This window comes from Rhizobium herbae (assembly GCF_019511375.1).
GTDB lineage: Bacteria > Pseudomonadota > Alphaproteobacteria > Rhizobiales > Rhizobiaceae > Pararhizobium > Pararhizobium herbae_A.
This window is the reverse complement of the sequence record NZ_JAEUAO010000003.1, coordinates 348,481-372,793: the sequence shown is the minus strand read 5'-3', so window position 1 is coordinate 372,793 and position 24,313 is coordinate 348,481. Positions and strand designations below refer to the sequence as shown.

Genomic DNA, 24,313 nt, shown 5'->3' with positions numbered 1-24,313 from the left:
CTGTATACAGATGCAATGCAGAGCCTCTGTTGTCAATGACGCGGAAATTCGGCTGAATTTCCAGGAGAGTAGGCAAACGACGACCCCGGCTCGCCGATGTGTGTTACGATACTGGCGTCCAAAATTCAGGCGCGCTCAAAAATAAATCAATCCCTAAAATAATTGCATACAGTTTACGCGACTTTCACTTGGCGAGCAAAAAAATCCCTTGAAAAACAGCGACTTGATAAGTGGCACGGTCATTGCATACACTTTATTGCAACCTTTCTGAACCCGGCATCACGCCGCGAGGAGCCCGCAATGACCAAACTCCTTCCCATGAACCGCCGTAACTTTCTGCAGACAACCGCCGCTGGTGCCGCAGCCATCGGTCTTGCGCCTTCGCTCTTTTCGACGCGGGCCGCTGCCCAGGCTGCCCTGACCGTCGGCTTCATCTATGTCGGCCCGAAGGACGACTACGGCTACAATCAGGCCCATGCCGAAGGTGCCGCGGTCATCAAGGCGATGCCCGGTGTCACGGTGGTCGAAGAAGAAAATGTTCCCGAGACTGTCGATGTCCAGAAAACGATGGAATCGATGATCAACCTGGATGGCGCAAGCCTCGTCTTCCCCACATCCTTCGGCTACTTCGACCCCCACATGCTGGCCATGGCCGAGAAATATCCCGACGTCCAGTTCCGCCATTGCGGCGGCTTGTGGCAGGAGGGCAAGAACCCGATGAACACTGGCTCCTATTTCGGCTATATTGGCCAGGGGCAATATCTCAACGGTATCGCAGCCGGTTACGCTTCAAAGAGCAAGAAAATCGGCTTCGTCGCCGCCAAGCCGATCCCCCAGGTGCTACAGAACGTCAACTCGTTCCTGCTCGGCGCGCGCTCAGTCGATCCAGCCATTACCTGCCAGGTGATTTTCACCGGCGAATGGTCGCTGGCGGTCAAGGAGGCGGAAGCCACCAACGCGCTGATCGACCAGGGCGCGGACGTCATCACCTGCCATGTCGATAGCCCCAAGGTGGTGGTCGAGACCGCAGCCGGTCGCGGTGCCTTCGTGTGCGGCTACCATGCCGATCAGAGCCCGCTGGCACCGGAAAAATACCTGACCGGCGCCGAATGGGCCTGGGGCAACGTCTATACCGACTTCGTCAAAAAGGCGCAGGCCGGTGAGAAGCTCGGCAATTTCGTCCGTGGCGGGCTGAAGGACGGCTTCGTCAAGATGAGCCCGCTCGGGCCGGGCGTCTCCGCCGAGGCACGCACCAAGTTCGATGCGACGCTCGCCGAAATGATGAAGGGCAGCTTCTCCGTCTTCAAGGGGCCGATCAAGGACAACAAGGGTGGCGACGCGGTGACCGCCGGCCAGATGCTTGCCGAAGACGCGATCGAACTCGAAAGCATGGCCTATCTCGTCGAGGGCGTCGTCGGCTCGACATCCTGAGGAAAGGGGAGAGCGCCATGACGATCGAGCTGAACACCCCAGCATTGCCGCCGTTATCCGTGCAGTCCGGAAGCCTCCGGCCGATCCTGGAATGGATCGCGCGGCGGGCCGAACCGGTGGTGATTTCGCTGGGCGCGATTTTCGCCGGCCTGGCGCTCTTTTCCATTTTCATCGCGGTGGTCGGCAAATCGCCGATCGACCTTTTCAAGCTGATGTATACCGGCGGATTCGGCAGCTGGTTTTCCATCCAGAACAGCCTCAGCCGCGCGGCCCCCCTTTTGCTTACCGCGCTCTGCGTGGCATTGCCCGCCCGGCTTGGCCTCGTCATCATTGGCGGCGAAGGGGCGGTGGTGCTGGGCGGCGTGGCGGCCGCCGCTGTTGCTCTGCCTCTCACCGCGACTGTTTCTCCAATCGTGCTGCTTACGGTTATGGCTGTCGCCGGCATGATCACGGGCGGCATCTGGATCGGCATGGCCGGTCTCCTGCGCCACTGTCGCGGCGTCAACGAAACCATCGCCTCGCTGCTGATGGCCTATATCGCCATTGCCCTGATGAATCACTTCATCGAAGGGCCGCTGCGTGATCCGGCGAGCCTCAACAAGCCATCGACGGCGCCGCTTCCGGCCGACTACATGCTCGGCAACATTCCTGGCATGGACGTCAATTGGGGGCTGGTCATCGGTATGGTCGCCTGCATCGTCTCCTGGATCCTGATCGAGGCTACAAGCATCGGTTTCGCCGCCCGCATCGCCGGCGGCAATGTTCGCGCCGCACAGATCCAGGGCCTGCCGGTGGGCCGGCTGATCGTCGGCTTCACGGCCTTGGCCGGCAGTTTCGCCGGCCTCGCCGGCATGATCGAAGTTGCGGCCGTGCAAGGGTCCGCCAATGCTTCGCTTGCCGCAGGCTACGGCTATACCGGCATTCTCGTCGCCTTTCTCGCGCGGCACAATCCGCTGGCGATCATCCCCGTCGCTGTCCTGCTCGGCGGCATTGATGCCTCGGGCGGCCTGATCCAACGCCGCATGGGCCTGCCGGATGCCACCGTACTCGTCCTTCAGGGCACGCTGTTCGTGGTGATCCTGCTGTGCGAAACCCTCTATGGCCGCTTTAGGATCTTCAATCCCGACCTCTGGAAAATGCCCGCCGTCAAAGGAAGGACCGCCTGATGGAAGACACCGGTATCGGCCTCTGGGGCGTGCCCCTCGCCATCTTCTCAGGCGCCATCCGCGTCTCGACACCCTTCATCTTCGTCAGCCTCGGGGAATCGATCACCGAGCGCTCCGGCCGCATCAATCTGGGGCTCGAGGGCACCCTGGTCTTCGGTGCGATGACGGCCTACGCCATCGCGGTCATGAGCAATTCGCCCTGGCTCGGCGTGCTTGCCGCCATGGCGACCGGGGCGGTCTTCGGCCTCCTCCACGGCTGGATCTGCAAGTTTCCGAAGGTCAACGACATTGCCATAGGTATTGCGATGATGCAGTTCGGCCTGGGCCTTGCCTTCTTCCTCGGCAAGCCGTTCATCCAGCCCGTCGCGCCGCACCTGCCGTCCATTTCGCTTGGAGGCTGGTCGAACTACCCGCAAATCCAGTCGGCCCTCAATATCAACGTGCTGTTCATCATCGGCGCGCTCCTCGCTGTCGCCCTGTGGTGGGCATTCAAGAACACTCGCGTCGGCCTGATCCTGCGCGTCGTCGGCGACAGCTCCGACGCGGCCCGCGCCATGGGTCTCAATCCGGATACGGTGCGATTGCTCGCAACCGCCGTCGGCGGATCGCTCGCCGCAGTCGGAGGTGCCTATCTCTCGCTGTATTATCCCGGTTCCTGGAATGAAGGTATTTCGTCGGGTCAGGGCTTGATGGCCGTCGCGCTGGTGATCTTCGCCCGCTGGAACCCGATCGGCTGCTTTCTCGCAGCCCTTCTCTTCGGCGGCGCCGGCGCGCTCGGCCCCGCACTCCAGTCGGTCGGCGTCACGCAGGGTTACTATCTGTTCTACGCGGCACCTTACGTCCTCACCCTTTTCATTCTCGTTGCCACCTCCTCGCCCACCCGCTCGCTGGCCGGTGCGCCCGGCGCCCTGTCGATCACGAAATAGGAGCTTTCGCCATGAAGACACTTTCCAGCGCAGCGCTCACCGGTGAAAACCTCAGCTATATCGAGGCCGATCCCTATCCATGGCCATACAATGGCGCGCTGCGGCCGGACAACACGGCACTGATCATCATCGATATGCAGACGGACTTCTGCGGCAAGGGCGGCTATGTCGATCATATGGGCTACGACCTGTCGCTGGTTCAGGCCCCGATCGAGCCGATCAAAAAGGTGCTGTCAGAAATGCGCACCAGGGGCTATCATATCATCCATACCCGCGAAGGCCACCGACCGGACCTGGCCGACCTTCCGGCCAACAAGCGCTGGCGCTCGCAACGCATCGGCGCTGGCATCGGCGATGCAGGTCCCTGCGGCCGCATCCTGACCCGTGGAGAACCTGGCTGGGATATCATTCCGGACCTCTATCCTATCGAGGGCGAAGTCATCATCGACAAGCCCGGCAAAGGTTCCTTCTGCGCTACCGATCTGGAACTGATCCTCAACCAGAAGCGCATCGAAAACATCATCCTCACCGGCATCACCACCGATGTCTGCGTTTCCACCACCATGCGGGAGGCGAACGACCGGGGGTTCGAATGCCTGATGCTGGAGGATTGCTGCGGCGCCACCGACTACGGCAATCATCTTGCCGCGATCAAGATGGTCAAGATGCAGGGCGGCGTCTTCGGTGCCGTTTCCACCTCGGAAACCCTTGTGAGGCATTTGCCATGATCGCCCATATCCGCGACACCCCACTTCCACAGGCAGGCAAGGCCGTCGGGATCCAGACCATCGGCATGACGATGCGCTTCGGCTCGTTCACCGCGCTCGACAACGTCTCGATCGACGTTCCAGCCGGTACATTCCACGCGCTGCTTGGCGAAAACGGCGCCGGCAAGTCGACGCTGGTCAAATGCATCATGGGCTTCTACCACCAGACCTCCGGCTCGCTCTCGGTCGATGGCCGCGAAGTGGCGGTCCAGTCGCCGCGCGACGCCGCGACCTACGGCCTCGGCATGGTGTACCAGCAGTTTACCCTGGTCCCGTCGCTGACGGGCGCAGAAAATCTCGTCATTAACCGCACCCATGTGCCCGCCGTGATCAACTGGGCGAAGGAGCGCAAGGACCTGGCAGCCTTCATGGAGCGCATGCCGTTCAAGATTGCGCTCGACCGCCCGGTGCGCGAGCTGGCGGCAGGCGAGAAGCAGAAGCTCGAAATCGTCAAGCAGCTCTATCTCGGCCGCAGCTTCCTCATTCTCGACGAGCCGACATCGGTGCTGACGCCTGCCGAAGCCGATGAGATGCTCGGCCTGGTGCGTGGCATGACCGAGCGGGGCGAGCTGACCGTGCTGATGATCAGCCACAAGTTCCACGAAGTGACAAAGTTCACCGATGCCGTCACCGTCCTGCGACGCGGCAAGATGGCCGGCGGCGGACTGGTCAAGGACCTGACCACCAAGGACATGGCCGCAATGATGATCGGCGACGTCAAGCTCGCCGAGCTCGACACCCGGCTGCCGGTGCCCGCCGATGCCAAGCCCATCCTTGTGGTCAGCGATATCAGGGCGCCGGATCGCACCGGGCTGAAGATGATCGATATTGGCAGCCTGACGGTCCATGCCGGGGAGATCGTCGGCATAGCCGGCATTTCCGGTAACGGTCAGAAGGAACTGGCGGAAGTGCTGGCCGGCCAGCGGCCAGCGGATGCCGGGAGCATCACGGTGAAGGGGTCGCTCTACGGCGCAACCCGGCAGGAGACGCGGATCAACAATGTCCGGTTCATCCCTGAAGAGCCGCTCAACAACGCCTGCGCGCCAAAGATGACCGTGACGGAAAATCTCGCTTTCCGCACCTTCGACGTGAAGAGAGAGGGTGGCGATGCGCTCTGGCTCGACATGAAGTCGATGCGCAAGCGCGCAGCCTCGCTGATCTTGGATTTCAAGGTGAAGACGGCGTCACAATCCTCGCCCATCGCCTCGCTTTCCGGCGGTAACGTCCAGCGCGCCGTGCTCGCCCGCGAACTGACCGGCGACGTCGACCTGCTGATCGTCTCCAATCCCTGCTTCGGACTTGACTTCTCCGCCGTCGCCGAAATCCGCGCCCGCATCATGAAGGCGCGCAATGCCGGCACCGCCGTTCTGCTGCTCTCAGAAGATCTCGACGAGCTCTTGGAAATGTCGGACCGCATCATGGTCATGTCGGACGGCAAGCTGGTCTACGAGACGCCGGCGCTATCGGCCGACATATCCGTTATCGGCGCTCATATGGCGGGGCATCACTGATGCCAGAAAGACTCACAGCAAAGATCAAAGCCGAACCTTTTGCCTTCCCGCTCAAACGCGATGCGATCGCGCTCATCGTCATCGACATGCAGCGCGACTTTGCCGAACCCGGCGGCTTCGGAGCCAGCCTCGGCAACGACGTCAGCCGCATCACCAGGATCGTGCCGGACGTCAAACGCCTGATCGAGGCCTTCAGGACGGCTGGCCTGCCGGTCATCCATACGATGGAATGCCACCGCCCCGACCTGTCCGACCTGCCTCCCGCAAAGCGCAACCGTGGCAACCCGACACTGAAGATTGGAGATGCGGGACCGATGGGTCGCGTGCTGATCGTCGGCGAGCCCGGGACCGCGATCCTTTCCGAACTCGCACCGACCGACGGCGAAATCGTCATCGAGAAGCCCGGCAAGGGCGCATTCTACGCTACCCCGCTTGGCGATCTCCTCAAGGCGCGCGGCATCGAGCAGCTGGTGTTTGCCGGCGTGACCACCGAGGTCTGCGTCCAGACAACCATGCGTGAGGCCAATGATCGCGGCTACGAATGCCTGCTCGCCGAAGAGGCGACGGAGAGCTACTTTCCGGCATTCAAGAAGGCGGCCATCGCCATGATCACCGCCCAGGGCGCCATTGTCGGCTGGGTCGCCTCGGTCGATTCCATCGTAGAGGGGATTGCGCATGCCTGAGACGACCCGCGAGAGCCTGACAACTGGGGGATGGCGGACACTCCCATTTGAACCCTTTCGCAATGCGGTGACGATCCACTGGATCCAGCATTTCGAGGGAGATCAGCCGGGCGTGGCGCTGCTGAAATACGAGGCCGGCGCCTCCGTTCCGCGCCACCGGCATATGGGCCTTGAGACCATCATGGTGCTCGAAGGCACGCAATCCGACGAGGGTGGCGACTACGGCCCCGGCAGCCTGGTCGTCAACAAGGAGGGCACCGAGCATTCAGTCTGGAGCGACACGGGATGTGTCGTGCTGATACAATGGGACCGGCCTGTGAAAATACTGCAGGAGGAACCGGCATGACAGAGCGCCTGCATTGTTGCGCACTCAGCCGAATGGCGACGCGCCAGACAGGTCGAGCGGTCGCAGGGCTCGCACGCTGGCTGCGAGTGCCTCGCAGCTGTGGAGCACGCTCAAGCCGACCATTTCAAGGTGTTTCTCATCCAACGGCAGCATATTAAAAGTCTGATCGATCTCGGCACTATGGGTTGGATCAAGGTCTCCATGAATTCTCAAAGTCCTGAACGTTGAGTCCGGCAAGCCAGAACGGTTCCGAATCTCATCAATTTTACTGTCCGCAGGAGGAAAAGCTTCGAGAACTGCAATGTATCCGAGTAGCATGAGAGGGTGATGGTGATGAACCCAATAGTACTGGGTGCCGACCAATCGCGCCACTTCAACTGAAGGGGTAATGGACAGAATTCGCCCAGGATCGCATCCGGCAGCCTTCAGGTCCTCAAGTGCCCAAGTATCGTGGTGCAGCTCCTCGGAAATATGATGCCGATAATATCCTCCCAGCAACGCGGCAGACTTATCGGCTCCCTCGAGCTGATCGCACCGCTCAGCTGCGCATTGCATTAGGGGAACCGACGCCCGCATGATTTGATGAAGCAAGACCAAGAAAGCAATCGTCATTTCCCGGTGAGGTTCGGTTCGCCAAAGGTCGCCGAAGGCCGCCCTAAGAGCTGGCAAGCAGAGCTCTATTCTGCCCCTCACAAAGTCACTATTCGATTGTCTTTCAAGCATATCCATAGAGACACCAACCACCTACCAACAAACCAAATCGGAAAATCTTAGCTCATTGTGGATACTATTCAAGTTCGGCCCAGTTAGCAGCCACGTACCTCTTTAGTATTACTGGACAGGTATGGAGCCACCAACATATTATTACTGAAGGCCAGCGGTTCATGATTCCCAGATCGCTGACGGCAATCTTGCAAGCATCGAAAAATTGTTCAGAGCCTGAGGAGATCACAATGCCGGGCTTCCAGTCAAATTTCGACAAGCTGAAGAATTCAAATGTCATTCCCGACGTGGACGAGAATATGCTCCCGAAGGTGGTGTATGACGCGATCGAAAACCTGACCGATGATGAAATCGCGGTTCTTGTAAACCTTAGTCAAAAAACCGGGTCCCATATATATCTCAACCAGAACCACCAGGTCATCTGTGGGTTCTGAAGCGTCGCCCAGCATGCTGGACCGCTGGCCGCTGTACGACCGACGCAACGAGGGGCGTAGCGCCTTGGAAGAGGCCAAACGCAAGCTGTTCCTCAAAACAACAACGGATCAAGTCCCAGTAACGCGCATTGCCGATATCACATCGCTCGACGTCCTGGGCACTCCTGTGTTTGCGGCGGTCACTCCCTTGGCAAGGGACTTGACCACTCATCTGGGAAAGGGGCTGAACGAGGAAACGGCTCGCGTCAGCGCCGTGATGGAGGCTGTCGAGAGGGTGTCCGCAGAGGAGCTGGAGAGCGAGTCTCGGCATGCCACTTATATCGAGTTGACGTCCACGGGTTCCAGGGTTGCGGATCCACTGTTCTTCGATCTTCCACCGCTGACCAGCTATCGTCCGGATTCCCCGTTTGATTGGGTCGAGGGTTGGGAACTGGTCAGCGCGCTTCCGATTTGGGTTCTGGCCGACCTGGCGAGGTCTCCTGGAAAGGAAGGCATACTGGACCAGGTCGATACCAATGGCTTGGCTGGCGGGTTCACTCGTGGCCGGGCGGTGCGCAGCGCAATTCTGGAGGTTATCGAACGGGATGCTGTCAGTCAGCATCACTTCTTCCAACAATATGGACGTGAAGGGGACGCCGGGCCTGGTCGGCGCAGGATTGATCTGGGCTCACTTCCTCCCATACCCAAGGCGCTGGCGGAGCGTGCCCAAAAAGCAAACCTGAAAATCATACTGGAAGATCTGACGACCGACCTTGGGATTCCAGTCATCTCGAGCACGCTGATAGATCCATTCTTCTGCGGTGCCGCCGGGCCTATGCCGCTCGTCGTGGAGGGTTGGGGCGCCGACCTTCTGGCCGGAGCCGCCGTTACACATGCTATCCTCGAATCATTCCAATCACGGCTCGGGGTAATTCACGGTGCCCGTGACTCTTACAATCAGGTGCCAGCCTCGCGGCGGAATACCGAACACACGTCTTGGAATTCCGGGGCGGAGCATGACTTCTCCACAATTCCTGACACAAACTTGCCGGACCTCGAGACAGAACTGCAATTTATAATAGAGAGGCTAAAGTCCATAGGGCTGACGCAGGTCATCGTAATCGACATGAGCCGGAAATCCTTGGGCCTGCCTGTTGTAAGAGTGCGCGTCCCCGGTCTTTCGCTTTTTACCATAGACCACTGTCGTGTCGGCTGGCGAAGTGCAAGGCACCTGTTGTAATGACCGCGACGATGCGGATGCCGCCGGTCGTATTTTTGGGCCCAAGCGCCCCCGCTTCAGATATCCTGTCCATTTTGCCTGACGCGATCATAAGACCTCCAGCGAGGCGAGGGGACCTTTATGCTTATCGTATCCTGAAGCACGAGTTCTTTTTGATCATCGACGGCGCATTTGGCAATGTCCTTTCCATTTCGCCACGCGAGGTCGTTGATGTTGTCCGGGATGGGGCGGTTGTGGTTGGCGCCTCCAGCATGGGCGCGTTGCGAGCCGCGGATTGCTTTCCGGCGGGTGCGCATGGCGCGGGGATCATATTTCGACTCTTCAAGGATCGGGTCATATCCGCCGAGGACGAAGTGGCAGTCCTGTTCCGCGAGGACTTGCCCTTTCCGCCGCTTACAGAACCATTGATCAACATGCGGATCGCTCTGCGACGGGCGACCAGGAAAGGTCTCGTGAGGGCGCTCGATGCTGAGAAAATTATTTCGGCGGCTCAATCGCTTCATTTTACTCTGCGGACTTGGCCGCGCGCCTATCAGGGGGCGGGGTGTGCTCCCTCCAGCGAGATTCTCAACTTCTTAAGCGCGATAGACATAAAGCGCGCCGACGCTGTTCTGGCTGCAAAGCGGGTCTCGAAAATGCGAAAGGCCTGTAAAGCACCGCTCCGCCGATCCAGTTCATCTCAGCTGTTTGGACTCTTGGGCGATGGAAGGGAGAGACCTGCAGACCCGCTGGGTGGTGGTGGTCGGCAACAAATTGAGCCTGAATTCGTCGAATGGCTTTGCTGCTCAGGCAAGGCATACAGATGGTTGCACAGTGAAATTACCAGGCGCAACGGCGAATTGGTGGCGCCGATCTCATCAGTTTGGAATATTCTTGACGGCTTGGGCGAGCTAGAGGCAGAACTGATGAGGTTCGACGTCTTCAGGAGGGCCATCTCCGAGGCTCGGCGATGTGGCGTTCACCCCAGTATCGAGGACCTCCGGCAGGCCGAACTTCAGTTGGTAAACGCTCATGGTGTCGGTTCATGGAATGAGCTCCTCATAAGCATAGGAAACGACCCGTCGTACGCAGAACGGCTAAGCATACATCGCACCCAACTAGCTCTGACCAAGTGTGTTCGACGTACTTTTCTGTTCGGACACGGTCAGGCGGCAACTCCGAGGGAGGTGTTGTTGTGGAAACCCAAATAGAAAGCCGGCCTCAACCAACAGACGACAGCGTTTGCATGCTCTTTACCGACATCGAGGGGTCGACAAATCTGGTGGATTCTTATCCCGATCTCTACGATGAGATGCTCCTTCGGCACAATGAGCTCTTGCGCAACGCCATCTACTCTTACGGTGGCGAAGAAATAAACGTGGTGGGAGATTCTGTGTTCGCGCTCTTTCCTGGCTCCACCCAGGGGGTTCAGGCAGCGATTGACGCGCAATATGCGCTGACGAAAGAGGAATGGGCTCAAGGATGCAAGCCTCTGGTCCGGATGGGGCTGCATTCCGGAAAGGTGAGAAGACACGACACTGCCATCACCGGGATAGAGGTGCATCGCGCGGCTCGGATCGCCTCCGTGGCGCACGGGGGGCAGATCGTCATTTCGAATGTGGTCCGCGATGCGATAGCAGAAGGCCCTATCGGGGCGAATGTAGAAATACGCGATCTCGGATTTCATCGCCTCAAGGACCTTCGATATCCGGAAGCGCTGTTCGATCTGGTGATCCCGGGATTGCAAAGCGATTTTGCACCCGTCTCATCTATTGGGGCGAATCGCACGAACCTCCCATCCGATGTGTCCGTTCTCTATGGTCGACGCTCCGAAATGGAACGGCTCGGGCGCATCATTGCAGATAAGCAGAGCCGATTCGTCACGCTGACGGGTGCCGGGGGTGTGGGCAAGACCAGCTTGGCGATCCACGTTGGCAGATCAGTATTAAGCTCCTTTTCACGGGGAGTGTTCTTCGTGCAGTTGCAGGAAATTGACAGTCCGGATCTGATCGGTTCGGAGATCTGCAAGGCCGTTGGTCTGCAGGAGGTACCCGGCATCTCCGCCATAGAAACGGTGTGCAACGCGCTCGGCGGTGCTGAGGTGTTGTTAATACTCGACACGTTCGAGCACCTTGTCGAAGGTGCACCTGTCATAAACACCATCCTCAGGCGATGCCCGGCTGTCACCATTGTGACCACCAGCCGTGAGCCGCTCAAATTGCGCTCCGAGATCGAATTTGCCGTGCCTCCACTCAGCCCTCCCGATGAAGGGGCGGGCTTCGATCAAATCGAAGAGAACCCATCCGCGCAGCTCTTTGAGTATTTCGTGCATCGCGAACGGCCAGATTTCAGATTGGGAGATGACACAGCAGGTTTGGTCTCCAGGATATGCCGGCGACTTGATGGGCTACCGCTGGCGCTTGAACTGGCAGCCTCGCATGTGGGGCTCCTGGGCCTAGCAGAGCTGGAGGAGCGGCTTCGAACCTCAACGCAAGACCTTCGGAGCAAGGCGCGGGATATCGACCCCCGTCACCGCACGCTTCGTCTGATGATCGGATGGAGCGACCGTCTCCTGACAGAAAATCAGCGTCGGGTTTTTTACGCGTCGGCTGTGTTAAATGGCGGGTTCGATCTCCATGCCATCGAATCCTTGTTCAACCACGATGCCGACGTGGTCGACGCCGTGGAAGCTCTTCTGGACAAGAGCCTGCTGTTCAGAAAGACGGCGCTGGGCCAGCCGCGCCTCAACATGCTGGATACGCTTCGCGATTTTGCGCTCGATAAACTGCGGGAGTCGGGCGAGTACGACACTATGCGGACTCGTCAGGCGGATTATTTTACCGACCTTGTTCTATCAGCCGCGCCAAACGTGATGCGGTTTAATCAGCGCGACTTTGTCGAGCATCTGATGCAGGAAGCCGGAAACATTCGCGTGGCACTTGATTGGTGCATGAGGCAATCCAGCGCCTTGCAATCCGCCAGGCTCATGGAGGCGCTGAAGTGGCTTTGGATATCAAGAGGCCAGTTTTCGGAAGCGAGAACATGGTCGGATAAGGCTTTGGAGCACGCGCGCACCACGGGTGAGCCGGAGCCGCTGGCGGGAATTTTGAACTCAGCCGCATTGATCCAATACATGTCCGGTAATCCCGAAACAGCCCGTGAATATGGTGTTGAAAGTCACCGGATTTACTGCGAGCTGGAGAACAAGCCGGGCATCGCAAGTGCCGGAATTGTTGCCGGCATCGCGCAAGCTACCTCGGGCGACCCCGAGGCAGGGGGCATGTTGATCGCGCAGTCATTGGAACTGTCAAGGCTCATTGGCGATGACTATGGAACCGTGCTTGCACTGATTGCAATTGGGGAAGGGACACGCGCCGAGGGGGACGAGGCGGCTGCTGAAGCCTACTATCTTGATGCTCTCAAACTGCTCGAGGAACTGGGTGACACCTATTGGCCTGGCCACCTGTTGCAAAACCTTGCCCATTTTAGACTGCACAACGGTGACTGGAGGAGCGCTGCAGCGCTCGCTCGCCAGGCCTTGGCCATCGGCGAGAGATATGACTATCCAATGGTGGTGAACCTCGCGATTGCAGCGATCAGCGGAGTGCTCGCGGTGAAAGAGGATTGGGACGGTTCTGCAGAAATCATCGGGGCTGTGAACGGTCGCCTCGCGCGGCTAGGAGTTCGGTTTGAGCCGACAGATGACGCTGATTTTCAAAGAATCGTGTCTGCGGTCCGCAAAGCGTCGGGCAACGAACGCTTCACGCGTCTAAGCGAAATGGGGGCCGATCGCCAATGGGACGAGGTACTTGCGTCGTGCCGCGCCTCCGTTGCGGCTTAGGGCTTGACCACTCGGCGGACAATCGAGGGCGAGGCTGCTTTGCCTGCGAGACATGCGTCTCTTCATGGTCAGTTTTGTTCACGACGAAGACTGGGCTGTGAGCGACCTTAGGCCCTACACAATTTTTCATTGTTTTCGTTAGGAGAAATTCGCGGCCTAATTGAGCCCCCATCAATCGATGCGCGCGTTCTGCTCCAGAACTTCGTCCATAGCACAATGTCAAACGGCCGGCGCGCGGAAACGCTCCGACGCTCTACCCTTGGGGGCGGTGCAGAACGCCAGGACAATGCCCTGCACTGCGCACCGGCGTCTTAGTGTACGTCGAATGGACGAGGTTCAAATCATTTCTACCTCGTCCAGCCAAGCCAAACCTCCCAAGCGCCGACATGACATTGCTGCCCGGTAAGCTCATGGTCTTGTGCTCACGTTTGTGACAAGGAGGTCATGATGACATCAAGAAAGCTAGTGCAATCTGTCGCTCTCAGCATCGGCATGCTGTTTGCCGGCGCGAGCGTTGTGGCCTACGCCGGAGACTACTGCCCGCCTGAGACCACCGCCAAGGGAAACAATGGCTGGGGTCAGGAAAAGAACAAAGGTACCACCGACGGAACAAATGCGGGAAGCGACAACGGTGCTACGGCCGACACGAAAACGGCCAGCACTGAACGGTAGTTTCGGCGCAATTGCTCGGCGGCGGCTTTCCGTCGCCGCCGAGTTCAGCGGATGACGGGTTCACCGTGATAGCGGCGCTTCGACGGCTTCGACACGCCAAACCCGACCTCCATCATCAGGCGCGGGGACTGTTTCGCCAATGTCCCCATATGAAAACCAAACGGGTCTTCGACAAAACCCGTGCCAGCCTTGCCGGTCAGCGTGACGGCGCTGTCTTCACCATAAAAACCCAGCACTTCTTCCGCCGGATGGCCAACGAGCAGTGTCAATTGATGCTTCATGCGCCGGCGGTTGTGGCTGCCGCGCACATAGACATGCGGTCCGGCATCGGCATCGACGTCGGTGAGGTAGAAAAAGAATTTCAACATCCGCCAATCGTCGAGATCGAAATGGAACTTGAACGAGGCGCGGCTGAGATCGGCTTCCGAGGCGGACTTCGTCGGGAAGCTCCACCATGTGCGCGTCGTGATCAACTTGGCTTCACCGCCGAGATAATGCCTTGCCACCTCGAGAAGCAAGGGGTCCCGCTGCACCGCCGAGGCGGCGTCACATTGCTGGACTCGCTCGAAATGATGACCGCTCAGTATCGTGCGGCCAAAGCGTCGCTCGGCATCTGCGTGCTCACTGGCGATAAACTCAAGCTTGCGATCGAAGTTGCCAAAGCACGGCGTTTCCTGGCCGAAGCGGGCGATTTCCGCTTGAATCGGAGCCGGCAGTGTAAGACCGGTAGCGATACCTGTTCGTCTGAGTTCGGCCGCGACAGCTTCCGCTCTCAGGTCACCGAACATCGAAGGCGCAGTACTTGCGCTCGATCGCACGGGTCTGGCGGTCAGCCAGTGCGCCTTGCGGAACGCCATCGTCCGCGCCAGCAGGAACATCGGCAGCCAGGCGGGGTTCTCGCGCAGGTCCTAAGATAGGTGGGGATGCGCGCAGCCATGCGACGGAAAGTGCCACCGCTGCGGGCGATGGTTTCCAGATCGCTCGGTTTGGATGTGCTTGCATCAAGCATCTTACCGAACCTTTTTTCCATCCGCGGTCTCGGCCACAGTAACCCAGAACTGTTCATGTTGCAACGCAGCAAAAGGATCGTCATGAACGGGCCAGTCCCAGCAGCCGTCGGTAAGACTGCGTGGCGGATGGGACGCTCAGTCACCCGCCCTGAAGGCCTGCAGGAATACAAGGGGAAGAGTAAGCGCCGAGCGCCAAGCAGAATCCGCTGGATGGATGACTCACTCTGCTCTGATCGATGGCGCGGCCCATCAGCGTTCTTGCATATTGCCAACCTATTAGAAGATGCTAATTTGCATAGGGTCACTTGGATCCGCAGTCGGCATCACCTTCCCCGAGGCCAAAGCCTCCTGGGTCGCTGCCACCAGGTGGAAAAAGACGACTCGAGGCCCGGGTGATCCTCGCAACTAATTCGGGCCTCCTGGCCCAGCGTGTTGGCCGAGGAGGGCAACAATGGCCGCTTACCTCATCGCCGACGTCGACGTCTTTGATGCCGAAGCCTTCGAAGAGTACAAACGGGCCGTGCCAGCGACCGAGGAACGGTATGGTGGTCGCTACCTGGGGCGCGGCGGCGCAGCCAAGGTACTCGAAGGCGACTGGGAGCCGCACCGCCTGGTCGTCGTCGAGTTTCCAGACATGGCAGCGTTGATGGGTTGGTATAATTCGCCAGAGTACAGTCGGCTTAAAGCCATTCGCGAGCGATGTGCCAGGACGAGGATCATCGCGCTTGAAGGCATTGCTTGAGGGAGTAGCGCGCATGACGTTCTACGCCTGGACAATCAAGTATCGCGGTCGTGGGGAGATCAAGCACGTTACAACACTTGCGGAACTGTTCGACGTCCTCCGCATTCTCAACCTCCCCGGTCTCGCGCCACCCGGCTTCGCTTTGCCGGATGGCGAAATCGCCGACCACGGACATTACACTCATAATGAAGGCGGAAGCGATGAATGGAGCCTCATCTGGACGAAGATCGACGAGACGCCTATGGCAGATTGACACTTCGCAGATGGGCAGTTCCCGAGGGGGGGCTGCCTACAGGGTGATTGTCGTGGCCGTTTTGCCGTTTAGCGGGCGCTTCAGATGAAAGCTGGCAAGCCGGTTCTCCGCATTGCGACCGACGAGCGCGTCTAATCCTGTCATAACCGAACCGCTATCCTCGCGTTTCAAGCGCGCCATCGGATCGCTCTCGCCCTGTGTGAAATATATTTCTGCATCTGAATTATATTGACAGTGCTGTGCCGTTGCGGTTAACTGCCCATACCGGAATTCGAGGAGGAACTCCGGTCTTCATTAGATCATCGGCCGCCCTGTTGGGCGCAGCCGGATATTGGGAGGGGCTTCGGCCTCGAGGAGGAATCTTGCGCAATTTTCTAAGCACGACCGCGTTGGCGATCCTTGCATCGACGCTTTTTGCCGGCGTTGCCAGCGCGGAAACGGACAATCCGTTCCGCTGCAAGCCGGGCGAAAGATACGTCATGAACGTCATGGTCTCGGGCGTCGAATACTGGTTCCCTGTCTATGAAATGTTCAAGCAGGCGGGCCAGCAACTCGGTTGCGAGACCGCCTATACGGGCACGCCGGAATATGACGTCAACAAGCAGATCGCGACCTTCGACCAGGCGCTGGCCCAGAGCCCGGCCGGCATCCTCGTTCATCCGATGAACTCCGACCCCTTCATCGAGCCGATCAACCGAGCGATCGATCAGGGAACGGCGGTCGTCACCTTCGCAGCCGATGCGCCGCTTTCCAAGCGTATCTCGTTCATCACCTCGGACAACACCCGCGAAGGCACCTATGCGGCCGACGCGATCGCCGAGAAGATGGGTGGCAAGGGCGAATATGCGGTTCTCGAAAACCCCGGTCAGGATAACCACGACAAGCGCATCGCCGCCTTCATCGCCCGCATGACCGAAAAATACCCCGACATGAAGCTGGTCGGCCGCGCGGCCTCCAACCAGGATCCGAACAAGGCATACCAGGGCTTGATGAGCCTGAAGCAGGCACATCCGAACCTTGGTGCCGTGTTCATGCCGGAAGCCAACTCCGCGATCGGCGCCTCGCAGGCCAACAAGGAAAGCGGCGGCAAGATCCTCGTGATGTGCGCCGACGTCAATGCCAACATTCTCGACATGATCAAGGCGGGCGAAGTGTTCGGCTCGATCAACCCGAACCAGGGCATGCAGGGTTATATGGGCTTCATGCTTCTCTGGCTCGCCAAGCATCCGGAACTCATCGACCCGATGAACGATGCCAAGCGCGCCGGCTTCAATCCGATGAGCATTCCCTTCGTCGATAACGGTCTGTCGATTGTTACCGCCGACAATGCCGACGACTTCTACTGGGACAAGTACCTCAAGCGGCGTGGTACCAAGGGCATCGAGGAGTAAGCCCTTTGTGCCGGCTGTCCGGGGAATGATGCTCCGGACAGCCACCGCAAACGTGATGAGGAGATTGTGATGGCGTCGGTGCCGGTTCTGGAAATCCGCAATGTCAGCAAGCATTTCGGTGCGGTCAAGGCGTTGACGGACGTGAGCTTCAGTCTGGAGAAGGGCGAGGTTCATGCGCTTTGCGGCGAAAACGGCGCGGGCAAGTCGACGCTGATGAATATCATTGCCGGTGTGCTGCAGCCGACCGAGGGCGAAGTGCTCGTCGATGGGGCGCCGGTGAAGGTGACGTCGCCGGCGGTGGCCCAATCGCTGGGACTGGGTCTCGTGCACCAGGAGATCGCGCTTTGCCCCGATGCCACCGTGGCCGAGAACATGTTCATGGCGACGACGAACCGCCGCCGCTCGCCGTTCATGAACTATGGCAGGCTGGAGCGGGACGCGCAGGCCGTGATGAACCGGCTGGCGCCGATCGACGTGCGCCGCAAGGTCGGCGAGCTTTCGATCTCCAGCCAGCAACTGGTTGAGATCGCCAAGGCGCTGACGCTCGATTGCCGTGTCTTGATCTTCGACGAACCGACAGCGGCGCTGACGGAATCAGAGGCGCAAGTTCTGTTTGGCATTATTCGCGACCTGAAGGCGCATGGTATGTCGATCATTTACATCAGCCACCGCATGGCGGAGATCTTCAGCCTGTGCGACCGGGTCACCGTGTTTCGCGACGGGCGCTATGTTTCGACGGAGAAGGTCGCGGAGCTGACGCCGGATGATGTGGTGCGCCGGATGGTCGGGCGCGAAGTCACCCAGCTCTACCCTGAAAAGCAGGCGCTGGCCGAGGCGACCGGCGAGACTATTCTCAGCGTCCGCGATCTTGGCGACGGCAACCGCTTTAACAATGTCAGGTTCGTGCTGCGCAAGGGCGAAATCCTTGGCGTCGGCGGGCTGATCGGCTCGGGACGCACAGAGATTGCCGAAGGCATTTGCGGACTGCGGCAAGTGACGGAAGGCGAAGTGCATCTGCACGGGCAGAGGTTGAACACCCGGTCCTATGCGCAAGCCGTCAAGGCCGGTGTCGTCTACCTTTCCGAGGACCGGAAGGGCTCCGGCGTCTTCCTGGAGCTTTCCATCGCCCAGAATATTGCCGTTCTCGACCTGAAGTCGCTGACAGGGCCTTTGGGTCTGTTGAATTCCAGCGCCGAAGCGGATCGTGCCAACGATCTGACCCGACGGCTCGGCGTGCGGATGGGCGGCATCGACATGCCGGTTTCGTCACTGTCGGGTGGCAACCAGCAGAAAGTGGCGATTGCCAAGCAGCTGGCGGTCAATCCCAAGGTCATCCTGATGGACGAGCCGACGCGCGGCATCGATGTCGGCGCCAAGTCGGAAATCCACCGGCTGCTGCGCGATCTCGCCCGCTCGGGTATCGGCATCGTCGTCATATCGTCGGAACTGCCGGAGCTGCTCGGGCTTTGCGACCGGGTGCTGGTGATCCGCGAGGGCACGGTTGCCGGCGAAGTCGAGGGCGTGACGATGACGGAAGAGGCAATCATGCGGCTTGCGTCGGGGATCGGCGCCCACACCAACTCAAAGGCATCAGAGCATGCCGCATAATGAACAAGCAGGTTTAGGAAACAAAGTCATGGCGGACGCTACGTTGACAACGGCACATCAGGCGCGGGCGCCCGGCTGGAAACGGCTGGGAACCATGCGCGAGGCAGGGCTGATCGCGATCATCCTGGCGCTCTGCATTGTCATGAGCTTTGCCTCGCCACATTTCCTGACGCTCGGCAATTTCCGGGCAATGCTGATGTCATTCTCGGTGGAAGGCATCGTCGTTGTCGGCATGACCATCCTTTTGATCGTCGGCGGCATCGATCTTTCGGTGGGCTCGGTCGTCTGCTTCTCGATGGTGCTGTCGGGCTCGCTGTTCCTGATGGGGCTCGATCCGTGGAGTGCATCCCTGATCGGCATTGTCGTCAGCGGCCTGATTGGCTGTGTCATGGGCTTCTTCGTGACGGTGGTGGGCTTGAACCACTTCATAACCTCGCTGGCGGCGATGGTGATCGTGCGCGGCATCTGTCTGATCATCACCAAGGGCACGCCCCTGTCCCTGTTCACCCTGCCGCCCTCGTTCAAGGCAGTCGGGCAGGGCACATTCTATGGCATTCCCTATGTGATCCTGATCTTCGTTGCCGTCGTCGTGCTGTTCGACTTTCTGCTGCGCCGCGCAACGGCCTTTCGCAAGGTGTTCTATACCGGCAGCAACGAGAAGGCGGCGCTCTATTCCGGCATCAAGACCAACCAGGTGAAGTTCTGGGTGACCGTTCTCTGCGCCACGCTGTCCGGTGTCGCCGGTGTCATCTACATGTCGCGCTTCGGTGCCGCGACCCCGACCTTCGGCGTCGGCATGGAACTGAACATCATTGCGGCGGCAGTGATCGGCGGCGCATCATTGAATGGCGGCTCCGGGACGATCCTCGGCGCAATCCTGGGTATCGCTCTTCTCTCGGTCGTGACAAGCTCTCTGATCCTGCTCGACGTCTCGGTCTATTGGCAAGACATGATCAAAGGCTGCATTCTGCTTGCCGCCGTCTCCATCGACCATTTCCTGCACAAGCGGAAGGTTGCCTGATATGTCGCCCAATAGGCTGATAGCCAAACTCAAACCTGCAAATGCGCCGCGCGAGGAAATCGTCATCGCCCGCCAGATGCACCAGGCGCTGGTCCTGCATTTCCTCGAAGGACTTACGCAGGCGCAGATCGCCGATCAGCTCGGCATCTCGCACGCTACCGTCAACCGACTGATCAAACGCGGCCGACAGCTCGGCCTCGTCGAAATCAAGATCAAGTCGCCGATGGAGCCGCTGGTCGACATGGAAGAACAGCTACTGGCGCTCGGCGGCATCAGCCGTGCCGTGGTCGTGCCGACCGTCTCCGACAATCCGCAGACGGCACTTCAGGCGGTCGGTGAAGCGGCGGCCCGGCTGCTGCTGGAAGAGATCACTGATGGCGACACGATCTGCATCACCGGCGGCAAGGGTGTCAGTGCCGTGGTTGCCGGCCTGCAGGCGCAGCGGCGCTTCGATGTCGAAGTGATCCCGGCAACCGGCTGTGTTCAGGGCAAGCACTATACTGACGTCAATCACGTCTCGACTATGATGGCCGACCGGCTCGGCGGACGTTCGTTCCAGATTCACGCTCCGCTCTTTGCCGACAGTGCCGCGGAGCGCAATATGCTGATCAACATGCGCTCGGTGGCCGATGTCTTCAAACGAGCTCGCGAGGCAAAGATCGCCGTGGTCGGCATCGGTTCGATCCTGTCCGACGACTCCAGCTACTACGATCTGCATCCGTCCTCGAGCACGGACCGCGCGGCAATCGAGCGCTCCGGCGCGTCATGCGAACTTCTGGCACATCTTCTCGACGATCGTGGACAGGTCTGCGACTATAGCCTCAACCGGTCGCTGGTGTCGCTGACGCTGCCGGAATTCGCCTCGATCCCCACCAAGATCGGCGTGGCGAGCGGGCCGAACAAGGCGAGGCCGATCCTCAGCGTTCTGCGCGGCAATCACCTGGATACGCTGGTGACCGACGAGGCGACGGGTGCGCGCGTCCTCGCGCTGGCGAATGGCGAGGGAAAATGGGCATGAGCGGGCAACAATTGACGCGTGAGATCGGCAAGTCCGGCGTTTCTGCCTCCGCCGTGGGCCTAGGCACCTGGGCAATCGGTGGCTGGATGTGGGGCGGGACCGATGAAATGGAATCCATCGCCGCGATCCAGGCTTCGCTTGAAGCCGGCGTGACGCTGATCGATACGGCGCCAGCCTACGGACTCGGGCGTTCGGAGGAGATCGTCGGCAAGGCCTTGGCAGGCCGTCGCGACAAGGCCGTCATCGCCACCAAATGCGGCCTTGTCTGGCATACCCGGAAGGGCAGGCATTTCTTCGATCAGGATGGCAAGCCGGTGCACCGTTATCTCGGCCGTGATGCGATTGTCCACGAGGTCGAGGAAAGCCTGAAGAGGCTTAGGACCGATACTATCGACCTCTACATCACCCATTGGCAGGACCCGACGACACCGATCGAGGAGACCATGCGGGCGCTGGAAGACCTGAAGACCGCAGGCAAGATCCGGGCGATCGGCGCCAGCAATGTCAGCCGAGACGACCTCGATGCCTATATTGCGGCCGGTGGTCTCGATGCGATCCAGGAACGGTTCAGCATGATCGACCGCGAGATCGAGGTAGACCTCCTGCCGTTGACGAAGGCCAACGGCATTGCGACGCTCAGCTATTCGTCGCTGGCGTTGGGGCTGCTCTCCGGCACGATCGGCCCCGACCGGGTGTTTTCCGGCGGCGACCAGCGCAAGGACAACGCGCGCTTCTCCGTCGCGAACCGGCAGAAGGCGGCGGCACTTGCCCACGCGATCCGGCCGGTTGCGGAAAACCATGGAGCCAGTATCGCCCAGACCGTAATTGCGTGGACCCTGGGCCAGCCGGGCGTGACCTTTGCGCTCTGCGGGGCTCGCAACCCGGCACAGGCCCTGGACAACGCGCGGGCCGGGACCATCCGGCTAGACCCGACCGATCTTGCCGCCATCGATGCAGCCATTGCGGCGGAACTGACTGATATGGACAGGTAGCGGATCGCCATCATGAAACGTAAAGAGATGTTGGACGGGCTCCGCCAGAACCCGAAGGTGGACGTTTGTGTCGTCGGCGGCGGCATCAACGGCATCAGCGTCTTTCGGGAGTTGGCGCTGCAGGGGCTGAACGTGCTGCTCGTCGAGAAGCATGACTATTGTTCCGGCGCCAGTTCTGCACTGTCTCGAATGGTGCATGGCGGGCTGCGCTACCTGGAGAACGGCGAATTCAAACTGGTGCAGGAATCGCTGGTCGAGCGGGACCGGCTGTTGCGCAATGCGCCGCATTACGTTGCGCCGCTGCCGACAACGGTACCGGTGTTCGATATCTTCTCCGGTCTCTGCAATGGCATCGTCCGGTTCTTAGGCCTCGGCCGCCGCCCGAGCCGGCGGGGCGCGGTGGCCATCAAGGCGGGCCTCAGTATCTATGATTTCCTGACGCGCAAGCGGGCGCTGATGCCGCGCCACCAGTTTCGCGGCCGGCGCACGACGCTTCAAAAATGGCCGGCGCTCAATTCCGGGATCAAGAGTTCCGCAACCTATTTCGACGCTTGGGTCAGCCATCCGGAACGGCTGGGCATCGCGCTTCTGCAGGATTGTCTTGCTGACAACAGTCAGGCGCGGGCGCTGAACTATGCGGAACTGCGGCGGACGGAGAATGGCCAGTATCGCGTCGAGGACAAGATCTCGGGCACATCCGCTACGGTCGAGCCGGCCCTGATCATTAACGCGACGGGCGGCTGGATCGACATTGCCAATCAGAGCTTGTTTTCACCGCGGTCACGCCCGGCACCGCTGATGGGGGGCACCAAGGGCTCGCACCTGATCATCGACAATGCGGAGCTGCGTGCAGCACTTGCCGGCCATATGATCTATTACGAGAACCAGGACGGGCGGATCTGCATCCTGTTTCCCTATCTCGGCAAGGTCCTGGTCGGTTCCACCGATATCCGCGTCGATGATCCGGAAACGGTGCGTTGCGAGGCCGACGAGCGCGACTATATCCTGCAATCGCTCGCCTTCGTGCTGCCGGGCATCGCCGTCCGGCCTGAGCAAATCGTCTTCCAGTTTTCCGGCGTACGGCCGCTGCCGGCCAGCACTGACAGCTTTACCGGCCGTATTCCGCGCGATCATTTCTGCACGATCGTGGAACCCAGGGATGGCGGGCCGCCGGTGCTGTGCATGATCGGCGGCAAATGGACGACATTCCGGTCCTTCGGAGAAATGGCAGCCGACATGGCGCTGGAAAGGCTCGCCAGGCGCCGCCGCGTCGCGACAACCGACCGGCCCATCGGCGGCGGGCGGGCCTTTCCCGCCCACGCGTCACTCTGGCTGGCGCACGTAGCTGCAGCCAAGGGAATTTCCGGCGAGCGTATGGCTGAGCTGTTTGGTCGATATGGCACCAATGCCGAGGCGATTGCCGGCTTCATCGCCGCAGGGCCCGACGCGCCGCTGCCGCACGCCGGCTACACGGTGCGCGAATTGCAGTACCTGATCCGCAATGAAGCGGTGGAACATCTCGACGACCTGCTTTTGCGGCGCACGACGCTCGCCGTCTCGGGCGAACTCTCGCTGGCCATGATGGATGCCGTGCTCGACCTGCTTGCGCAGGAAAAGCAATGGACGCCGGGACGACGCGCCAGCGAGCGCGACCGTTTTCTCACTCTTCTCAGCGAACGCCATGGCGTCGATGAAAGCATGCTTTGCGCAAGGAACGAACCAAGGAGCTCAGAATGCGACACAACAGCAAAGTCCGGATGAACCGGCTGTTCGGCGGCGGGCGCTGCCTAGACGTGGCAATCGATCATGGCGTCTGCAACGAGCCATCCTTCCTCAACGGGCTGGAGGATATCCAGGGGGTGGTCAAGGCACTGATCTCTGCCGGGCCGGATGCGATCCAGATGAATTACGGCCAAGCAGACCTGCTCCAGGATGTGCCGGGCAGGAACAAGCCGGCGCTGGTCATGCGCATCGACATGGGCAATCCCTATAACCGCATTCGCCACCGCGACATGTGGGCGGTGCTGCAGAACGAAGCCGAGCCGCTGATCGGCGCGCTTGAGATGGATGCGGCCTGTGTCGTCGTCAACCTGTTCATGCTGCCGGACGAGCCGGACCTGTTCCGCCAGTGCGTGCAGAACATTTCCCGCGTGCGGGCCGATTGCGACAAATATGGCATGCCGCTGATGATCGAGCCCTTGGTTATGCAACCGGTTGCCGAAATGGGCGGCTACATGGTCGATGGCGATGCCGACAAGATCGTCACGCTGACGCGACTGGCCCGCGAGATGGGAGCCGATATCGTCAAGGCCGACCCGACTGACAATGCCGAGGACTTCCACAGAGTCGTTGAGGCGGCGCGCTGCCCGGTTCTGGTGCGCGGCGGCGGCAAGGAAGATCTGCGCGTCGTGTTCGATAAATCTGCGGCCTTGATGCGGCAGGGTGCAATGGGCATGGTCTACGGGCGCAACATCTATCAGCACGCCGATCCGAGCGCCGTGGTGCGCGGGCTGATGGCGATCGTGCATCAGGACGCGAGCGGCGAACAGGCTTTCGCACTGTACCAGCAGCGCTGAATTG

The 24,313-nt window shown here is 60.1% G+C and carries 22 protein-coding genes and 1 pseudogene; 21 read left to right on the top strand and 2 right to left on the bottom strand.

What is annotated here, in order from left to right; translation table 11 throughout:
• Window positions 1-300 precede the first annotated feature (300 nt).
• From JNB71_RS14755 to JNB71_RS14725, 7 genes are read left to right on the top strand one after another with little or no spacing between them, the layout of a single operon-like run.
• Complete coding sequence (locus JNB71_RS14755) at window positions 301-1,431, top strand: BMP family ABC transporter substrate-binding protein (RefSeq protein WP_220372560.1); 1,131 nt, start codon at window positions 301-303, stop codon at window positions 1,429-1,431.
• A gap of 17 nt (window positions 1,432-1,448) precedes the next feature.
• The gene (locus tag JNB71_RS14750; RefSeq protein ID WP_220372559.1) at window positions 1,449-2,597 is read left to right on the top strand and encodes an ABC transporter permease; all 1,149 of its coding nucleotides are present in this window, start codon (window positions 1,449-1,451) and stop codon (window positions 2,595-2,597) included.
• The gene (locus JNB71_RS14745; RefSeq protein WP_220372558.1) at window positions 2,597-3,523 is read left to right on the top strand and encodes an ABC transporter permease; all 927 of its coding nucleotides are present in this window, start codon (window positions 2,597-2,599) and stop codon (window positions 3,521-3,523) included. Before JNB71_RS14750 ends, JNB71_RS14745 begins: the two co-directional genes overlap by 1 nt.
• Window positions 3,524-3,534: 11 nt before the next feature.
• Window positions 3,535-4,251, top strand: coding sequence for a biuret amidohydrolase (biuH, locus tag JNB71_RS14740; RefSeq protein ID WP_220372557.1), 717 nt, complete (start codon window positions 3,535-3,537; stop codon window positions 4,249-4,251).
• Window positions 4,134-5,801, top strand: coding sequence for an ABC transporter ATP-binding protein (locus JNB71_RS14735; protein WP_431029111.1), 1,668 nt, complete (start codon window positions 4,134-4,136; stop codon window positions 5,799-5,801). Before biuH ends, JNB71_RS14735 begins: the two co-directional genes overlap by 118 nt.
• Entirely contained in the window at window positions 5,801-6,484 is a 684-nt protein-coding gene (locus tag JNB71_RS14730) for a cysteine hydrolase family protein (protein WP_220372556.1), read from the top strand. Before JNB71_RS14735 ends, JNB71_RS14730 begins: the two co-directional genes overlap by 1 nt.
• Complete coding sequence (locus tag JNB71_RS14725; protein WP_220372555.1) at window positions 6,477-6,830, top strand: cupin domain-containing protein; 354 nt, start codon at window positions 6,477-6,479, stop codon at window positions 6,828-6,830. The genes JNB71_RS14730 and JNB71_RS14725 overlap by 8 nt, the downstream gene beginning before the upstream one ends.
• Before the next feature lie 24 nt (window positions 6,831-6,854).
• On the opposite strand, the gene JNB71_RS14720 is transcribed toward JNB71_RS14725, so the two are convergent.
• Window positions 6,855-7,442, bottom strand: a complete 588-nt coding sequence (locus JNB71_RS14720) for an iron-containing redox enzyme family protein (RefSeq protein ID WP_220372554.1) — start codon at window positions 7,440-7,442, stop codon at window positions 6,855-6,857.
• 341 nt (window positions 7,443-7,783) lie between these two features.
• Between JNB71_RS14720 and JNB71_RS14715 the strand changes: the two genes are divergently transcribed.
• The 5 genes from JNB71_RS14715 (at window position 7,784) to JNB71_RS14695 (ending at window position 13,698) form a co-directional block, all read left to right on the top strand.
• On the top strand, window positions 7,784-7,987 hold the full coding sequence (locus JNB71_RS14715) for a hypothetical protein (RefSeq protein WP_220372553.1): 204 nt from the start codon (window positions 7,784-7,786) through the stop codon (window positions 7,985-7,987).
• 13 nt (window positions 7,988-8,000) lie between these two features.
• Entirely contained in the window at window positions 8,001-9,206 is a 1,206-nt protein-coding gene (locus tag JNB71_RS14710; RefSeq protein WP_223215858.1) for a YcaO-like family protein, read from the top strand.
• The gene (locus JNB71_RS14705; RefSeq protein ID WP_220372552.1) at window positions 9,206-10,396 is read left to right on the top strand and encodes a TfuA-like protein; all 1,191 of its coding nucleotides are present in this window, start codon (window positions 9,206-9,208) and stop codon (window positions 10,394-10,396) included. The genes JNB71_RS14710 and JNB71_RS14705 overlap by 1 nt, the downstream gene beginning before the upstream one ends.
• Window positions 10,381-13,026 (top strand): adenylate/guanylate cyclase domain-containing protein, encoded by a 2,646-nt coding sequence (locus JNB71_RS14700; protein WP_346657271.1) that lies wholly within the window; start codon window positions 10,381-10,383, stop codon window positions 13,024-13,026. Before JNB71_RS14705 ends, JNB71_RS14700 begins: the two co-directional genes overlap by 16 nt.
• Window positions 13,027-13,473: 447 nt before the next feature.
• Window positions 13,474-13,698, top strand: coding sequence for a hypothetical protein (locus JNB71_RS14695; RefSeq protein ID WP_220372550.1), 225 nt, complete (start codon window positions 13,474-13,476; stop codon window positions 13,696-13,698).
• Between the two features lie 44 nt (window positions 13,699-13,742).
• On the opposite strand, the pseudogene JNB71_RS14690 reads toward JNB71_RS14695, so the two are convergent.
• Window positions 13,743-14,707, bottom strand: a pseudogene (locus JNB71_RS14690) (phytanoyl-CoA dioxygenase family protein).
• Between the two features lie 452 nt (window positions 14,708-15,159).
• Here JNB71_RS14690 and JNB71_RS14685 point away from each other — a divergent pair.
• From JNB71_RS14685 to JNB71_RS14645, 9 genes are all read left to right on the top strand, one after another.
• Window positions 15,160-15,450, top strand: coding sequence for a DUF1330 domain-containing protein (locus JNB71_RS14685; protein ID WP_220372548.1), 291 nt, complete (start codon window positions 15,160-15,162; stop codon window positions 15,448-15,450).
• Window positions 15,451-15,463: 13 nt separating this feature from the next.
• The gene (locus tag JNB71_RS14680) at window positions 15,464-15,703 is read left to right on the top strand and encodes a hypothetical protein (protein WP_220372547.1); all 240 of its coding nucleotides are present in this window, start codon (window positions 15,464-15,466) and stop codon (window positions 15,701-15,703) included.
• Between the two features lie 362 nt (window positions 15,704-16,065).
• On the top strand, window positions 16,066-17,094 hold the full coding sequence (locus tag JNB71_RS14675; protein WP_220372546.1) for a substrate-binding domain-containing protein: 1,029 nt from the start codon (window positions 16,066-16,068) through the stop codon (window positions 17,092-17,094).
• A gap of 69 nt (window positions 17,095-17,163) precedes the next feature.
• Window positions 17,164-18,702 (top strand): sugar ABC transporter ATP-binding protein, encoded by a 1,539-nt coding sequence (locus tag JNB71_RS14670; protein WP_220372545.1) that lies wholly within the window; start codon window positions 17,164-17,166, stop codon window positions 18,700-18,702.
• Between the two features lie 28 nt (window positions 18,703-18,730).
• Entirely contained in the window at window positions 18,731-19,723 is a 993-nt protein-coding gene (locus JNB71_RS14665; protein ID WP_220372544.1) for an ABC transporter permease, read from the top strand.
• Between the two features lies 1 nt (window position 19,724).
• Window positions 19,725-20,741 carry a sugar-binding transcriptional regulator gene (locus tag JNB71_RS14660; RefSeq protein WP_220372543.1) on the top strand — a complete coding sequence of 339 codons (1,017 nt, stop codon included), beginning with the start codon at window positions 19,725-19,727 and terminating at the stop codon, window positions 20,739-20,741.
• A complete protein-coding gene (locus JNB71_RS14655) occupies window positions 20,738-21,733 on the top strand; it encodes an aldo/keto reductase (protein WP_220372542.1) in 996 nt (331 codons plus the stop codon). Before JNB71_RS14660 ends, JNB71_RS14655 begins: the two co-directional genes overlap by 4 nt.
• 12 nt (window positions 21,734-21,745) lie before the next feature.
• On the top strand, window positions 21,746-23,494 hold the full coding sequence (locus JNB71_RS14650) for a glycerol-3-phosphate dehydrogenase/oxidase (RefSeq protein WP_220372541.1): 1,749 nt from the start codon (window positions 21,746-21,748) through the stop codon (window positions 23,492-23,494).
• Window positions 23,467-24,309, top strand: a complete 843-nt coding sequence (locus JNB71_RS14645) for a class I fructose-bisphosphate aldolase (RefSeq protein ID WP_223215857.1) — start codon at window positions 23,467-23,469, stop codon at window positions 24,307-24,309. Before JNB71_RS14650 ends, JNB71_RS14645 begins: the two co-directional genes overlap by 28 nt.
• Window positions 24,310-24,313: the final 4 nt, after the last annotated feature.

What these genes read in the sequence shown, in the direction of transcription:
- JNB71_RS14715 (WP_220372553.1), top strand. Translation starts at nt 7,784, where the DNA reads ATGCCGGGCTTCCAGTCAAATTTCGACAAGCTGAAGAATTCAAATGTC.
- JNB71_RS14730 (WP_220372556.1), top strand. Translation starts at nt 5,801, where the DNA reads ATGCCAGAAAGACTCACAGCAAAGATCAAAGCCGAACCTTTTGCCTTC.
- JNB71_RS14695 (WP_220372550.1), top strand. Translation starts at nt 13,474, where the DNA reads ATGACATCAAGAAAGCTAGTGCAATCTGTCGCTCTCAGCATCGGCATG.
- JNB71_RS14725 (WP_220372555.1), top strand. Translation starts at nt 6,477, where the DNA reads ATGCCTGAGACGACCCGCGAGAGCCTGACAACTGGGGGATGGCGGACA.
- JNB71_RS14720 (WP_220372554.1), bottom strand. Translation starts at nt 7,442, where the DNA reads ATGACGATTGCTTTCTTGGTCTTGCTTCATCAAATCATGCGGGCGTCG.
- JNB71_RS14645 (WP_223215857.1), top strand. Translation starts at nt 23,467, where the DNA reads ATGCGACACAACAGCAAAGTCCGGATGAACCGGCTGTTCGGCGGCGGG.
- biuH (WP_220372557.1), top strand. Translation starts at nt 3,535, where the DNA reads ATGAAGACACTTTCCAGCGCAGCGCTCACCGGTGAAAACCTCAGCTAT.
- JNB71_RS14710 (WP_223215858.1), top strand. Translation starts at nt 8,001, where the DNA reads ATGCTGGACCGCTGGCCGCTGTACGACCGACGCAACGAGGGGCGTAGC.
- JNB71_RS14685 (WP_220372548.1), top strand. Translation starts at nt 15,160, where the DNA reads ATGGCCGCTTACCTCATCGCCGACGTCGACGTCTTTGATGCCGAAGCC.
- JNB71_RS14655 (WP_220372542.1), top strand. Translation starts at nt 20,738, where the DNA reads ATGAGCGGGCAACAATTGACGCGTGAGATCGGCAAGTCCGGCGTTTCT.
- JNB71_RS14705 (WP_220372552.1), top strand. Translation starts at nt 9,206, where the DNA reads ATGACCGCGACGATGCGGATGCCGCCGGTCGTATTTTTGGGCCCAAGC.
- JNB71_RS14680 (WP_220372547.1), top strand. Translation starts at nt 15,464, where the DNA reads ATGACGTTCTACGCCTGGACAATCAAGTATCGCGGTCGTGGGGAGATC.
- JNB71_RS14660 (WP_220372543.1), top strand. Translation starts at nt 19,725, where the DNA reads ATGTCGCCCAATAGGCTGATAGCCAAACTCAAACCTGCAAATGCGCCG.
- JNB71_RS14670 (WP_220372545.1), top strand. Translation starts at nt 17,164, where the DNA reads ATGGCGTCGGTGCCGGTTCTGGAAATCCGCAATGTCAGCAAGCATTTC.
- JNB71_RS14665 (WP_220372544.1), top strand. Translation starts at nt 18,731, where the DNA reads ATGGCGGACGCTACGTTGACAACGGCACATCAGGCGCGGGCGCCCGGC.
- JNB71_RS14745 (WP_220372558.1), top strand. Translation starts at nt 2,597, where the DNA reads ATGGAAGACACCGGTATCGGCCTCTGGGGCGTGCCCCTCGCCATCTTC.
- JNB71_RS14750 (WP_220372559.1), top strand. Translation starts at nt 1,449, where the DNA reads ATGACGATCGAGCTGAACACCCCAGCATTGCCGCCGTTATCCGTGCAG.
- JNB71_RS14755 (WP_220372560.1), top strand. Translation starts at nt 301, where the DNA reads ATGACCAAACTCCTTCCCATGAACCGCCGTAACTTTCTGCAGACAACC.
- JNB71_RS14650 (WP_220372541.1), top strand. Translation starts at nt 21,746, where the DNA reads ATGAAACGTAAAGAGATGTTGGACGGGCTCCGCCAGAACCCGAAGGTG.